This window comes from Devosia sp. (assembly GCF_028290625.1).
Lineage (GTDB): Bacteria > Pseudomonadota > Alphaproteobacteria > Rhizobiales > Devosiaceae > Devosia.
On sequence record NZ_JAQGJM010000037.1, the window covers coordinates 71,114 to 85,328 of the forward strand.

A 14,215-nucleotide genomic window follows, 5' to 3' on the forward strand; every position below is an offset into this window, starting at 1 on the left:
ATGGCCACCATTCCGATGACTCCCGCCGAACTCGACGAACCCAAGACCAGCCTGTGGCGCGATGCCTGGTATCGCCTGGTCCGCAACAAGCTGGCGATTTTCGGTCTTTTTGTTATCATTGTGCTAGCATTTGCCGCAGCATTCGGCCCGTATCTGACGCCCTACGATTTCCTCAGCCAGGATCTCGATGCGCGCAATGCCGCTCCGTCATGGGCGCACCTGTTCGGCACCGATGATCTGGGCCGCGATGTGTTTAGCCGCGTCATCTACGGCACCCGCACCGCCTTCGTGGTCGCTATCGTGGTCACCGCCATCGCGGTGACCATCGGCGTCGCCCTCGGCGCCATGGCGGGCTTTTTCGGCGGCTGGTTGGACCGCATCATCATGTGGCTGACCGACGTCACAATGTCGGTGCCCAACCTGCTGCTGGTCGTGGTGATCAACGCTTCGCTCAAGGCGCCGCTCGCGGCCTGGATGGAAGCCCAGTACATGGCGACGCTGAACCCGTTCTTCCGCGAAACCATCTGGGTCGATTTCATCCTGGTGTTCGGCTCGATGGCGCTGATTTCCTGGCCGCCCTATGCGCGCCTGGTCCGCGCCCAGGTGCTGTCGATCCGCAGCCGCCCCTACATCACCGCCGCCCGCGCGCTGGGCCTCACCACCCGCATCATCCTGATGCGCTATGTGGTGCCCAATGCCGTCGGTCCGTTGATTGTTTCGGTTAGCGCGGGCCTCGGCACCGCCATGGTGCTGGAAAGCGCCTTCAGCTTCCTCGGTGTCGGCGTCAATCCGCCCACGCCGAGCTGGGGCAATATGATTTCCGATGGGCTGCGTGTCTGGCAGCATTATCCGCATCTGCTGGCAGCGCCCGCCGCCGTGCTGGGCCTCGCCACCGTAGGCTTCAGCTTCCTCGGCGACGGCCTCAACGATGCCCTCAATCCGCGAGGCAGCAAATGAACGCCATGACCATGTCCGCGCCCGAACGCCTGCTCGACGTCAAGGGTCTTAGCATCGAGATCGATACCCGCCGCGGTCCCGCCACCATCGTGGACGGCATCAACCTGCATGTGAACAAGGGCGAGACCCTGGGCATCGTGGGCGAAAGCGGCTGCGGCAAATCGCTGACTATGCTCAGCTTGATGCGGCTGCTGCCCAACAAGATCAAGGTCAAGTCCGGCACCGCCAACTTCGCCGGCCGCGACCTACTGACCATGTCCAAATCCGAACTGCGCAAGGTGCGCGGCGGGCAGGTGGGTTTCGTGTTCCAGGACCCGATGACCTCGCTCAATCCGGTGATGCGCATCGGCGACCAGATTTGCGAGCCCCTGATCTATCACAAGGCCATGAAGCGCGCGGACGCCCGCATCCGCGCCACCGAACTCCTGCGCCTCGTCGGCATCCCCAGCCCCGCGGAACGCCTCGATGCGTTTCCGCATGAACTCTCCGGCGGCATGCGCCAGCGCGTGATGATCGCCATCGGGCTGGCCTGCGATCCGGAACTGCTGATCGCCGACGAACCCACCACGGCGCTCGACGTGACCATCCAGGCCCAGATCGTCGATCTGGTAAAGGAGTTGCGCGTCAAGCTGGGCATGTCCGTCGTCTGGATCACCCACGACCTAGCGCTGATCGCCGGCCTCGTCGACCGCGTCGCCGTGCTCTATGCCGGCACCGTGGTGGAAGACGCGCCGGTCGAGGAGCTGTTCGCCAATCCGAGCCATCCCTATACGCGGGGCCTCCTCGCCTCGATCCCCAAGCTAAGCGACGTCGCCGCCAACCGCCTCAGCTCGATCGGCGGCACGCCGCCCGAGCCGGGTCGCCGACCGCTGGGCTGTCCCTTCGCGCCGCGCTGCCAGTTGGCCGAAGACATTTGCCGCCAATCGGTGCCGCCGCTGGAGCCGCTGGGCGGTTCGGGTCCGCACCGCGTCGCCTGTTTCGTTGCCCAGCGCCAGTTGGAGGCCGCATAATGCAAGGCGAGCCGCTGCTCAAAATCGAAAATCTGGTCAAGCACTTCAACGTCCGCCTCGGCGCCTTCGGCGAGCGTGGCGCCACCGTGCATGCGCTGGACGACGTCAATTTCGAGATCATCGAGGGCGAGACGCTGTCGCTGGTCGGCGAATCCGGTTGCGGCAAGTCCACCACCGGTTTCACCATTCTGAACCTGCACCAGGCCACGTCCGGCAAGGTGATCTACAAGGGCGAGAACATCGCCACCTTTGACGACAAGGCGATGCGCCCGCTGCGCCGCGACCTGCAGATCGTGTTCCAGGACCCCTATTCCACCCTCAATCCGCGCATGACCATCGGCGAAGCCGTGGGCGAGCCGATCCTGTTCCACAAGCTGTGCACCAAGGCCGAACTGCCCGACCGCATCAACCGGCTGCTGACCGATGTCGGCCTGCCGCCGCGCTTTGCCGGCCGCTATCCACATGAGCTGTCCGGCGGCCAGCGCCAGCGCGTCGCCATTGCCCGCGCTTTGGCGTGCGAACCCAAATTCATCGTCTGCGACGAGGCCATTTCGGCCCTCGACGTGTCGATCCAGGCCCAGATCATCAACCTGCTGCTCGACCTGCAGGAAAAATATGGCCTGACCTACCTGTTCATCGCCCACGACCTGGCTGTGGTCCGCCACATCTCCGACCGCGTCGGCGTCATGTATCTCGGCCGCCTCGCCGAACTCGCTACCCGCGAACAGCTGTTCGCCAATCCGCTGCATCCCTATACCCAAGCGCTGCTCTCGGCCGTGCCGGAGGCCGATCCGGTGCTGGAGAAAACCCGCCAGCGCCAGGTGTTGCAGGGAGATGTGCCCAGCCCGCTCAATCCGCCGACCGGGTGTCGTTTCCACACCCGCTGCCCGATCGCGCAGGAGGTTTGCGCGCAGACCATCCCCGAATGGCGCCAGATTGAGCCCGGCCATATGGTCGCCTGCCATATGGTGCCGGGCGGCCTGCACGCATGACACTCCGGCTGGCCATCATCGCCGATGACCTGACCGGCGCTCTCGATACCGCCACGCCCTTCGTCGCCGCCGGCCTGCGCGCCGCCGTCGCCATCACGCTCGACGGCATTGCCGCGGCGCTGGCGACCGGCGCCGATATCGTGGCCGTCAACACCGCCTCCCGCGCCCTGCCCGCGCTCGAAGCCACCGCCCGCGTCGCGCAGGCTGCAACCGCGCTGAACGCCGCCAATCCACCAATCATCCTCAAGAAGATCGACTCCCGTCTCAAGGGCAATCCCGGCGTCGAGGCGCATGCCATCGCCGATATGACCGGACGTACTTCGCTGGTCGTCGCCCCGGCTGTGCCGGACCAGCAGCGCCTGACCCAGAACGGCCAAGTCACCGGCCGCGGCGTCGACAAGCCCATCGATATCGGCGCACTCTTTGCCCACAACCACCGCCCCGCCACGGTCATCGACGCCGAAACCCAAGCCGATCTCGACACCCTCGTCGCCGCTAACGACTGGTCCAACACCATCGCCGTCGGCGCCCGTGGTCTCGGCATCGCCTTCGCCCGCCTGCTCGGCCACCCGGCCCAAGGCCCCGTCGCCTTCGCACCTGACCCACAAACCCTCTTCGCTCTCGGCTCGCGCGACCCGATCACCGATGCCCAAATCGATCATCTGCGCCAACTCGGCATTCTCGCCCTCGAAGCCCCCGCCGGCAACGTCCCGCCCAACCGCCAGCATCTGCCGCTGATCCTGCGCTGTTCCGGGCCACTCACCGGCGATCCCGAACAAGTCGCCCGTCGCTTCGGCTCCGGCGTCACCACGCTGATCACAACCGAACAACCCGCCACTCTCGTCACCGGCGGCGGCGATACGGCGCTGGCCATCCTACGCTCCCTCGGCATCTCCATGGTCGAACCCCAAGGCGAGGCCGCGCCGGGCCTGCCGTGGTTCTGGATCAACCGGCCGAACCTTCGTCCGCTGCGCTGCGTTGTCAAATCCGGTGGATTCGGCGATACCGGAGTGCTTGCCAGCTTGCTTGCATCTGCTCCGCAGGCGACACATCTGCAAGGCGACCCTCATTCCGTGACTGCAAGGCTTGGGCAATGACGCAACAACCCGATACCGTCAAAGCCGATGGCGACAAGGCCAGTAAGCCCAACCTGGTCGATCGCGTCTTCGAGCAATTGCGCGAGCGCATCCTCTCGGGCGATTACGCCGCCGGCTCCCGCCTGCCGGGCGAACACGAACTCTCGGCCGCCCTCAGTGTCTCCCGCCCCGTCGTCCGCGATGCCCTTGGACGCCTGCGCGAAGCCGGCATGGTCTATTCCCGCCAGGGCGCCGGTACTTTCGTGGCCGTGCAGGACACCCCGACCTCGGCCTTGAGCTATTCGCCAGTCAAGACCATCGCGGATATCCAGCGCTGCTATGAATTCCGGCTGACCATCGAGCCCTTCGCGGCCTATTTCGCCGCACAGCGCCGCGACGATGCGGCCGTGCAGAAAATCGCCGCCGCCCTGGCCGACCTGCGCGACGCGACCCGCCACCAACTGCATCGCACCGATGCCGATTTCCAGTTCCACCGCGCCGTCACCGAGGCCGCCAACAACCATTATTACACGGCCTCGATCGACGCGCTGAAGCAACACATCGCCGTCGGCATGCACCTGCACGGCCTGTCGCTGATGGGCCCGCGCATCAAGCTGGAACGCGTCTTCGACGAGCACAACGCCATCTACGAAGCCGTCGCGCGCGGCGATGCCGAAACCGCCCGCGACACCATGCGCGCGCACCTCGAAGGCTCCCGCGATCGCCTGTTCGAAGGCAAGGTGCTCGACCTGTCGTTCTAGCTCCGACTTGACATCAGAGCCTGCCGGCCTATTTTCAGCGCATACGCAGCACTGACTGGACGGCACAAAATGGATTTCACGATGACCGACTGCCTCACCCGCATCGCCCATCTGGAATCCGCCCATGCCCGCCTCGGTTACGCTCAAGCATCTGTCCTACGCCACCCCTGATAATCAGCCGCTCTTTACCGGCCTTGATCTCGCCTTCGGTCCGCACCGAACGGGCCTGATCGGCCGCAACGGCACTGGCAAATCCACCCTGCTCCGGCTGATCGCCGGCGACCTGACGCCCGCCGACGGCAGCATCGCCATCAGCGGCAGCCTTGGTGTGCTCCGCCAGTCCGTACAGGTCGATGACGACCAAACCCTTGCCAACCTGCTGGGCGTCGCCGACGCACTCGATCGCCTCGCGCGCCTGGAAGCCGGTAATGGCACGATCGAGGACGCCGGCGAAGCCGACTGGACCCTGCCCGACCGGATCACCGAGGCCCTGGCGCAAGTGGGCCTGCCCGATCTTGCCCCAGAGCGCCGCCTCGGCACGCTCAGCGGCGGTCAACGCACGCGACTGGCTCTGGCCGGGCTGATCCTGGCTCAGCCCGACATGATCCTGCTCGATGAGCCCACGAACAATCTCGATGCCGACGGTCGCGCGGCGGTAGCCGATCTGCTGCGGCGGTGGCGCGGCGGCGCCATCGTGGTCAGCCATGATCGCGAGCTGCTGGCCGAAATGGATGCCATCGTCGAGCTGACCACGCTCGGCGCCCGCACCTATGGGGGCAATTGGGCGCACTATGCCGAACGCAAGGCGCTCGAACTGGCCTCCGCCGAACACGGCCTGGCCGTGGCCGAACGCAAGGTGGGCGAGATCGACCAGAAGCTGCAACAGGCTGCCGAGCGCAAGGCCCGCAAGGACGGCGCCGGCGCCCGCAAGGGCAAGCGCGGTGATATCCCCAAGATCATGCTTGGCGCCCGCAAGGAGAATGCCGAAAACACCGGGGGCGAGAATGCCCGCCTGGCCAGCCGCATGCGCGGCGAAGCCAGCGAAGCGCTAAGCGAGGCCCGCTCACAGCTGGAAATCCTCGCGCCACTTTCCGTCAAACTTGCCCCAACTGGCCTCGCCTCCGGCAAGACCATCGTGCAATGCGACAGCCTGACCGGCGGCCCGGTCACCGACCATCCGATCATCCGCGACCTCTCCTTCACCCTGATCGGCCCCGAGCGGGTCGCGATTACCGGCCCCAATGGCTCAGGCAAAACCACGCTGTTGCGGCTGTTGACCGGCGCGCTGCCGCCCACATCCGGCACCGCCCGCATCCTTGGCCGCTATGCCTTGCTCGACCAGACCGTCAGTCTCCTCGACCCCGCCCTGAGCATCCGCGACAATTTCCGCGCCCTCAATCCCGACGCCGACGAGAACACCGGTCGCTCGGCACTGGCCCGTTTCATGTTCCGCGCCGACGCGGCGCTGCAGATCGTCGCCAGCCTCAGCGGCGGCGAAATGCTGCGCGCCGGCCTCGCCGCCACAATCGGCGGCATGCGGCCACCTGAACTGCTCATCCTCGACGAGCCCACCAACCACCTCGACATCGCCGCCATCGAGGCGGTCGAGGCGGGGCTGCGTGCCTATGACGGCGCCCTGCTGGTCATCAGCCATGACAGAAAGTTCCTCGAAAATATCGGGATCACGCGGGAGATTGCGCTTGCCCGTTAGGTCGTGATCGGGCCGATACTAGTGCGCGATTGCATCTTGAGTCCGTTTAGGCCAAGGGGAGTCATGTTTCGTTTCCTGCACAGCTCCGATCTGCATATCGGCAAGCGTTTCGGCAACCTGCCCGAGGATTTGCGCGGGCGGCTGCGCGAAGCGCGTCATGGGGTGTTGGGCCGGCTGGCCGACCAGGCTCGTGCCAACGGCACCAGCACCATCCTGCTGGCCGGCGACACCTTCGATACCGAAACGCCGACGCCCGCCATGCTGCGGCAGGCCTTGGCCGAAATGGGCCATCACGCCCCGCTACGCTGGATCGTGCTACCGGGCAATCATGACAGCCTGCTTGCTGACCAGTTGTGGGAAGCCGCACGCGGCGTCGTGCCGGACAATGTCACGCTGGCCCTGCGAGCCGAGCCGCTGACCGTGGCCACCGGCGTCGTCGTGCTGCCCGCCCCCTGCACCACCCGGCGCCCCGGCCGCGACCTGACCGAGTGGATGAGCAGTGCAGCGACTGCCGACGGCACCATCCGCCTGGGCCTCGCGCATGGCGCCATCCAGGACTTTTCCGAGGACGCTGCCGCCTCCGACGTCATCGCGCCCGACCGGGCCGCCCGCGCCGGGCTCGATTATCTGGCGCTCGGCGACTGGCACGGCCAGGTCACCGTCAACGATCGCACCCGTTATAGCGGCACGCCCGAGCCCGACCGCTTCAAGCACGACAAGCCGGGACAGGCCTTGCTGGTCTCGATTGCCGGATCGGGCAGCCTGCCGGAGATAACACCGGTCGATACCGCCGCCTTCGCCTGGCGCACAATGCCCCTGCACCTGCTGGGCGACGAGGACAGCGCCATGGCGCTGGACGCCCTACTCCCGGCCGCGCCGCTACGCCGCCAAACCCTGTTGCGCATTGCCGCCTCCGGCCGCACTCGACTGGGTGGACGCACCGCGCTCGTGGCCTCAGCCGAAACCGCCTCACACGACTTCGCCCATTTCGAACTCGATGAAACCGACCTGGCAACCGATTGCGAGAGCGACGACCTGGACCTGATCGACCGCGCCGGCGCCCTGCGCGAGGCGGCACAAGCTCTGCTCACCGAAAGCGACGACCCGGCCCGCTCCGCCGTCGAGCGCGACATTGCCCGCGCCGCTCTCGTCCGCCTGTTCAGCTATGCGGAGGCGGTGGAGCCATGAAACTCACCGCGCTGCGCCTGCACAACGTCAAGCGCTTTGCCGGTCGCGGCGTTGCCATCGAGGGCATCAGCGATGGCGTCAACGTGCTCAGCGCCGCCAATGAATATGGCAAGTCGACCTGCTTCGAGGCGCTGCACGCCCTGTTCTTCCAGCCCCATACCGGCACGCCCAAAGCCGTGCAATTGCTGCGCCCCTATAGCGGCGGCAATCCGATGGTCGAAGCCGATATCGCCACCGACGACGGTCGGTACCGCCTGACCAAGCAGTATTATGGCGGCAAGCGCGCCAGCGTCACCGATCTTGCCAGCGGGCGCCTTGTCGCGCAGGCCGATGAAGCCGAGGCCTTCATAACAGGACTGATCCGGGGCGGCACTGGCGGTCCTGCCGGCCTGCTCTGGGTGCGCCAAGGCATTACCGGCATCGACAAGCGCAGCAATGCCGAGGAAGACAGCGAAAAACGCGTCCGCGAAAGTCTCCTGTCCTCCGTGCAGGGCGAAGTCGAGGCCCTCACTGGCGGCCGCCGCATGGCCGAAATCGCCGCCGCCTGCGAGGAAGAACTGTATCGTCTCGTCACCGCCACCCTGCGCCCCAAAGCCGGTGGCCGCTATGCGGCGGCCCTCGAAGAGCGCGACAAGTGGTTCGCCCTTGAGCAACGCCTCGCCACCGAGGTCACCACCCTGCGCGACGCGCTCGACAAGCGCCGTATCGCTCTGACGCGTCTGGCCGAGCTGGAAAACCCCGACGAAGACGCCGCTCGCCGCGCCGCCATCGCCGCCGCCGACAAAGCGCTGGAAGCCGCCAAATCGCACAGCGAAGCCCTCAAGGCCGCCGAAGCCGAAGCCGCCCTCGCCGCAAACCGCCGCGACACGGCCGCGCGGATATTGTCGGAGTTCCGCGCCGCCCTGCAACGCGCCGAAGACTTGCGCCATCAATCGAGCCTGGCGCAAAGCCGCCGCGACGAAGCCAATGCCAACCGCGCCGGCGCCATCGCCGCCAACGAGCAGGCCATCGCCTCCGTGCAGGTGGCCGAACAGGACGAGCACGAGGCCCGCGACCTGCTCGCCCGCCTCGACGCTGCCCTCCTGGCCCGCGACGCTGCCGAACGCCTCACTGACTTGCGCCAGCGACTGGATCAAGCCGACGCCGCCCGCAAACAAGTCGAGGATAGCGAAGCTGCTCTCGCTTTGCTGTCACTGCCGCAGCAAACCGTCGATCAGTTGCAGGCGCTGGAAATCGAACTCGTCGGCCTGCGCGCTGCACAAGCCGCAAGCTTGCCGACGTTGCGGCTAGATTACGTCGACGGCGCCGCCGGCTCGATCACCATCGGTGCCGAAGCTATCCCCGACGCCACCGACGTCAGTTTTGCGACTTCGCTGCGATTGGACATCGCCGGCATCGGCACTCTCGCCTTGCGCTCCAACCGACCGCCACAATCCGATCAGGCGCTCGACCGGGCCGAGAACAAGAAATCCAGCATGCTGGCTGTTTTAGGCGTCGACAGCCTCGCCGGCGCACACCAGCGGCTCGCTGCTGCACGCGAGAAAAACACCGAACTCAACCTCGCCCGCCAGCGCCTCACCGACCTCGCGCCCAAGGGCCTGCCGCACCTGCATGAGGAGATCGCCCGGCTGGCCGCGCTCAGCGCCGGCAACCTCGAACTCAAGGCCGATCCCGAGCAGGTCCGCACCCGCCTCGCCGCCGCCACCCAGCAGGTCGCCGCCACCCGCAACAGCGCCCGCGAGACCCAACCCCTCCGCAGCCAGGCCGATGCGGCCGTCGTCACCGCCGAAACCGCCCATGCCGCGCTTCAGGCAGAATTGGCGGCGCTGGACGCAATACTGGGGCCGGAAAACGACCGGCCATCGCGCGAAATTTCGCTGACCGCCGAGCATGTTACGCAGAAATCACTGCACGACACCGCCGAGGCCCGCGCCATCCCCCTGCGCGCCGCCGCCCATGATCTGGCGGGGGCCGAAGCCACCTTGAACCGCACCCGTTCGGTGCAGAATGCCGCTGAGCAGCAAGTGGGCCAGTTGCGCGTAACGCTGGCCGATCTCAACGGCCACATCCAAGCCCGCTCGGACAATGCGGTGGAGGAAGCCTGGCGCGAAGCCACCGAATCCCTGGCCGCCGCAACGGCACGCGTCGAGCGGTTCGAGACCGAAATCGCCGTGCTCGACCGCCTGCTCAAGGCCCTGGCCACCGCCCGCTCGGCCGCCCGCGACCTCTATCTCAAGCCCGTCATCACCGAACTCCTGCCGCTGATCGGCCTGTTATTCGACGATATTTCCATCGTCTTCGACGAAAATACCCTGTTGCCTCAATCAGTTCGCCGCAATGGGCAGGACGAGGATGTCGACCGGCTCAGCGGTGGCATGCGCGAACAGCTATCGGTTCTGACCCGTCTGGCCTTTGCGCGCCTGCTCGCCCGTGACGGCCGTCCGACGCCGGTTATCCTCGATGATGCGCTGGTCTATTCCGACGACGACCGGATCGAGCGCATGTTCGACGCCCTGCACCGCCAATCGCGCGACCAGCAGATCCTGGTCTTCTCCTGTCGCCAGCGCGCCTTTGCCAAGCTCGGCGGCAATGTGCTGCAGATGCAGGACTGGACTCCGCCGGCCTGAGACCTAGCGCTGCCGGGCGCTCTCGCGGGCAAAATATTCGGGATGGCGCTCGCGGATCAGGTCGAGTTCACGCATGACCGAGACCAGGTGGACGGCCATGCTGGCATCGGCACCGCTCACATCGTGGGCCTTGAGCCGTTCGATAATTTCCTGGTGCTCGCCGATGATGAAATACATGTGCTGCTGGCTCAGCAGCGACAGCCGGCGCACGCGATCCATATGGAATTTGGCTTCGCGCACATCGTCCCAGATGGATTCGAACCCCGCCGCCCGCGCGATCAGCGCATGGAATCGGTCGTCCGATTCGAGGAAGGCCTGATCGTCGCTGAGGCCTGCAAAGGTCTGCTGCAGCGCGATTTCGCGCATCATCAGGGTGGCGATTTCGGGCGTCAGTTTCTCAGCAGCCATGCGGGCCAGCGGTCGCTCCAGCGCTTCGCGAATGAAGCGTGACTTGGCGATCAGCTCGACACTGAGCGGAGACACCCGCGTGCCGCGCTGCGGCAGGATATCGACGAGGCCGCGCCGGGCCAGCCGCGCCAGCGCCTCACGCACCGGGGTGCGGCTGATGCCGAATTCGGCGGCGAGCTTGGCCTCGGACAGTTCGTGGAACGGCTCCAGCTCCATGTCGAGGATGCGTTGCATCAGGTGGTCGTAGACCTGCGAGGCGATCGAGCCACTGTTCTGGCGGAAGGCATAGGTCTCATCGCCGGTGTGGTCGGAGACGGGCATGGTTTTGGTCATTTGTTGCCAAGTTGCAAACCGGCCATGAAGTACTTTCGCAGCACGATAAACAGCAGGACGGTTGGAATGCTGGAGATAAGAGTGGCGGTGATTACCACGTTCGGCCCGATAGTCGAATAGGTGCCCTGCAAAGATTGCAGCGCCACCATGATCGAGCGCACTTCGATGCCATTGGCCAGGATCGAGGAGAACAGCAGGTCGTTCCATATGAAGGTGAATTGCAGCAGGAACAGTGCGATCAGCGGGCCTGTGGCATTGGGCACGATCATCGAGATGAATACCCGCCATTCGCTGGCCCCCTCGATACGCGCCGCCTCATCGACTTCGCGGGTAATCCCGGAAAACGAATTGCGCAGCACCAGCAGCGGGAACGGAATGCAGATCGCCACATAGACCAACAGCATGCCGAGCCAGGAATTGATCAGCCCCAGCCGCTGATAGCCGAACAATAGCGGCACCAGATACATCTGGAACGGAAACAAGGTGCCGGTGAAGATCAGCATAAACCAGCCATTGGCGCCGATCAGGTTGAGGCGCGTCATGCCGAAGGCCGCGGCGGCTGCGAAGGCCACCGAGAGAGCGGCGCCAACCACCGCATAGCTCAGGGAATTCAGCCCCGCCTGCCCCAGATGGGCAATGGTCCAGGCCTGCACCACGTTGTCGACGATCGGGGCCAGCGAGGTAGGCAATTGCAGCACGCCGGACTTGGCGTATTCCTCACTGGTCTTGAAGATGGTGACGAACAGATAATAGAACGGCGTCAGATAGGCGATAGTCAGCACGACGATAGGAACCACCAGCCAGCGGCCGCGCGGTCGCTGCGCGCGGCGCTCCTTTTCGATCAGGCCGTTGATGAAATTCTGGTCGGTGATATCGATCGCCATGGCCCTGCCCTACCGGATGTTCTTTTCGACGCGGCTTTGCAGCACCGCCAGCGCCGCCGTCACGGCGATCACCATGGCGCCCAGCACCACCGCCACTGCCGAGCCATAGGCCCAGGCGCCGTTGGAGAAGCTCTCGTAATACATGTAGACCGCCAGCGAGAGCGTGCGCTTGCCGGGATAGCTCCCCGCCATCACCCAGAGCAGATCAAAGGTAGTGAAGCCCGCGGCGACATTGAGGATGGTCACCACCAGGACGGTCGGCAACAGCAGCGGCCAGATGATGTGACGGAAAATCTGCCACCCCGAAGCGCCATCGACCCGCGCCGCTTCGATCGGATCGCGCGGGATCGCAGCAAGGCCGAGCAGCAGCAGCACCATGGTGATGCCCACGGTCTGCCAGACGAACGTAGCGATCACCGAGGGCGTAACGGTCTGCGCGTCGTAGAGCCAGCCGACATCGAAGGGCTGGCCGGTAATGCCGGCGACGGCGGAATTGATCACGCCATGGGGCGCATAGACATAATACCAGATGGCGCCCACGGCGGTCGGCGCCATCACCTTGGGCAGGAAGAACAGGCTCTTGAACGTCTCCTGCAGCGGGATGTTGCGCAGCAGCAGCGCCAGGCCCAGCCCAAAGGCCAGCGGCAGCACCATGGCGCCAACTACCCACACGGCGGTGTTGGAGAGCGCCTCGGAAAAATACGGCACCGCGAACAGCCGCGCGTAGTTGGCGAAGCCGGCGAACTTGTCCAGCCCGGTGAACTTTTGCCACTTGGTGAAGCTGAGGATGACGTTGAACACTACGGGCGCCAGCAGAAACGCTGAGACCATGAACACGGCCGGGGCGATGAACAGCCAGGCGATCCGCGTCTGCCGCCAGGCCACGCGCCGTTCGCGCCGGCGGGCGTCCTTGAGAATTTCGGGGCTGAGCGTTGCCGAGGCCGTCTTGATCATGGCGGATTTCCCTGCGGTGAAGGCCGACCGCACCGTTAGGCGCGGCCGGCCTGGGAGGCTTACTTGTTGGCCCAGTAATCGGCGTTGATGGCCTGCATCGTGCTCATCGACTTGGCCGCCGTTTCGGGCGTTGGGTCGAGCATGAAGGAGCCCATGGCCGCCACCAGGTCACCCTGGATCTGCGACGGCACCGCTTCCCACCAGCGCACCAGGGCGCGCGGCTTGGCGGCTGCGACCATTTCCTTGTTGGCCTCGATCGTGGCGTTCGGCGCGGCAGCCTTGAGGTTGCCGTTATAGACCTGGACCGCCGAGCCGAGCGCGTTGGAGGCGTCTGCGCCCATCATCGACTGCACGGCCTTGCCGAGATCGGCATTGGCCGCAAGTGCCTGGGCGGAGACGACGATCGGCGAGGCCTCGACGATCACCGCCTGTTGGACATCGGGCGTGAGCGCGGGCATCAGGAAGGTCTTGAAGTCTTCGCCCGGCTTCATGCCGGCGGCGGCGAACGAGCCCGAATGCCAGTCGCCAATCAGGTACATGGCGGCAGTGCCGTCGACGAAGAACTTCTGGTCGTCCTGCTCACGCGGATCGGTGAAGTAGCCCTTGGCGTACATGTCGCCCCAGACCTTGAAGGCGTTCTGCACTTCGGGGCCGTCATAGGCGACCGAGCCATCGGTCAGTCCGACAAACGCGTCGGGGCTGGTGCCGAGCACGAGTTGGCTGAACCAGATGAAGGGCATCCAGCCGCCAGAGGTGGGGGCATTGAACGGCGTATAGCCGGCGGCCTTCAGCTTGTCGGCATCGGCCATCAGCTCTTCCCAAGTGGTGGGGGGAGCCGCGATCCCGGCCTTCTCGAAGGCCGCGGTGTTGTAGAACACCACCCAGTTGGCCACGTTCAGCAGCACGCCATAGGGCTTGCCATCGACGCTGACCAGGTCGCGCTGGGCGGCGCTGAAATCACCATCGGCGATTGCCTTGTCCCAGTAGGGCGTCAGATCGGCGGCAACGCCGGTGGCGACCAGGTCGCTCAACTGATTGCCATTCCACCAGGTGAAGAACGCGGGCACGTTGTTGCCGGCGATCGAGGTTTGCATGAACGCCTGATATTTATCGGTCGGCGTCACGTCCTGCACTTTGATCGTTGTGCCCGCTTCGGTGCCCGCGGCCGTCATCACCGCGGTAATGCCGGGGTTCCATTCGGTCTTGTCCGAATAGAGCGTCAGGTCCTGGGCATAGGCTGTGCCCGCTGAAACTGCGCTCAGCAGTCCAAGCGCGGCGATAGTCTTGATTAGTGACATGCTTCTCTCTCCCGTT

General features: G+C 65.5%; 12 protein-coding genes. 8 read left to right on the forward strand and 4 right to left on the reverse strand.

The annotated features are described in order from the left end of the window. From JWR51_RS20665 to JWR51_RS20700, 8 genes are all read left to right on the forward strand, one after another. Nucleotides 1-957, forward strand: a complete 957-nt coding sequence (locus JWR51_RS20665) for an ABC transporter permease (protein WP_299752102.1) — start codon at nucleotides 1-3, stop codon at nucleotides 955-957. A 5-nt stretch (nucleotides 958-962) separates the two neighbouring features. After that, nucleotides 963-1,967: an ABC transporter ATP-binding protein gene (locus JWR51_RS20670; RefSeq protein ID WP_299752330.1), complete on the forward strand. Its 1,005-nt coding sequence runs from the start codon at nucleotides 963-965 to the stop codon at nucleotides 1,965-1,967. Then, nucleotides 1,967-2,959, forward strand: coding sequence for an oligopeptide/dipeptide ABC transporter ATP-binding protein (locus JWR51_RS20675; protein ID WP_299752105.1), 993 nt, complete (start codon nucleotides 1,967-1,969; stop codon nucleotides 2,957-2,959). Before JWR51_RS20670 ends, JWR51_RS20675 begins: the two co-directional genes overlap by 1 nt. Further along, entirely contained in the window at nucleotides 2,956-4,056 is a 1,101-nt protein-coding gene (locus JWR51_RS20680; RefSeq protein WP_299752108.1) for a four-carbon acid sugar kinase family protein, read from the forward strand. The genes JWR51_RS20675 and JWR51_RS20680 overlap by 4 nt, the downstream gene beginning before the upstream one ends. Further along, the gene (locus tag JWR51_RS20685) at nucleotides 4,053-4,796 is read left to right on the forward strand and encodes a FadR/GntR family transcriptional regulator (protein ID WP_299752111.1); all 744 of its coding nucleotides are present in this window, start codon (nucleotides 4,053-4,055) and stop codon (nucleotides 4,794-4,796) included. The genes JWR51_RS20680 and JWR51_RS20685 overlap by 4 nt, the downstream gene beginning before the upstream one ends. A gap of 124 nt (nucleotides 4,797-4,920) precedes the next feature. Further along, nucleotides 4,921-6,507, forward strand: coding sequence for an ABC-F family ATP-binding cassette domain-containing protein (locus tag JWR51_RS20690; protein WP_299752114.1), 1,587 nt, complete (start codon nucleotides 4,921-4,923; stop codon nucleotides 6,505-6,507). Nucleotides 6,508-6,570: 63 nt separating this feature from the next. Beyond that, nucleotides 6,571-7,695 (forward strand): DNA repair exonuclease, encoded by a 1,125-nt coding sequence (locus tag JWR51_RS20695; RefSeq protein WP_299752117.1) that lies wholly within the window; start codon nucleotides 6,571-6,573, stop codon nucleotides 7,693-7,695. Continuing rightward, nucleotides 7,692-10,322, forward strand: a complete 2,631-nt coding sequence (locus JWR51_RS20700; RefSeq protein ID WP_299752119.1) for an AAA family ATPase — start codon at nucleotides 7,692-7,694, stop codon at nucleotides 10,320-10,322. The genes JWR51_RS20695 and JWR51_RS20700 overlap by 4 nt, the downstream gene beginning before the upstream one ends. A gap of 3 nt (nucleotides 10,323-10,325) precedes the next feature. Here JWR51_RS20700 and JWR51_RS20705 read toward each other — a convergent pair whose 3' ends face one another. The 4 genes from JWR51_RS20705 to JWR51_RS20720 are packed head-to-tail and all read right to left on the reverse strand — an operon-like array spanning nucleotide 10,326 to nucleotide 14,199. Next, complete coding sequence (locus tag JWR51_RS20705; RefSeq protein WP_299752122.1) at nucleotides 10,326-11,063, reverse strand: GntR family transcriptional regulator; 738 nt, start codon at nucleotides 11,061-11,063, stop codon at nucleotides 10,326-10,328. Further along, on the reverse strand, nucleotides 11,060-11,947 hold the full coding sequence (locus tag JWR51_RS20710; protein ID WP_299752125.1) for a carbohydrate ABC transporter permease: 888 nt from the start codon (nucleotides 11,945-11,947) through the stop codon (nucleotides 11,060-11,062). Before JWR51_RS20710 ends, JWR51_RS20705 begins: the two co-directional genes overlap by 4 nt. A 9-nt stretch (nucleotides 11,948-11,956) precedes the next feature. After that, nucleotides 11,957-12,901 carry a sugar ABC transporter permease gene (locus JWR51_RS20715; protein WP_299752127.1) on the reverse strand — a complete coding sequence of 315 codons (945 nt, stop codon included), beginning with the start codon at nucleotides 12,899-12,901 and terminating at the stop codon, nucleotides 11,957-11,959. Between the two features lie 59 nt (nucleotides 12,902-12,960). Beyond that, nucleotides 12,961-14,199, reverse strand: coding sequence for an extracellular solute-binding protein (locus tag JWR51_RS20720; protein WP_299752130.1), 1,239 nt, complete (start codon nucleotides 14,197-14,199; stop codon nucleotides 12,961-12,963). Nucleotides 14,200-14,215: the final 16 nt, after the last annotated feature.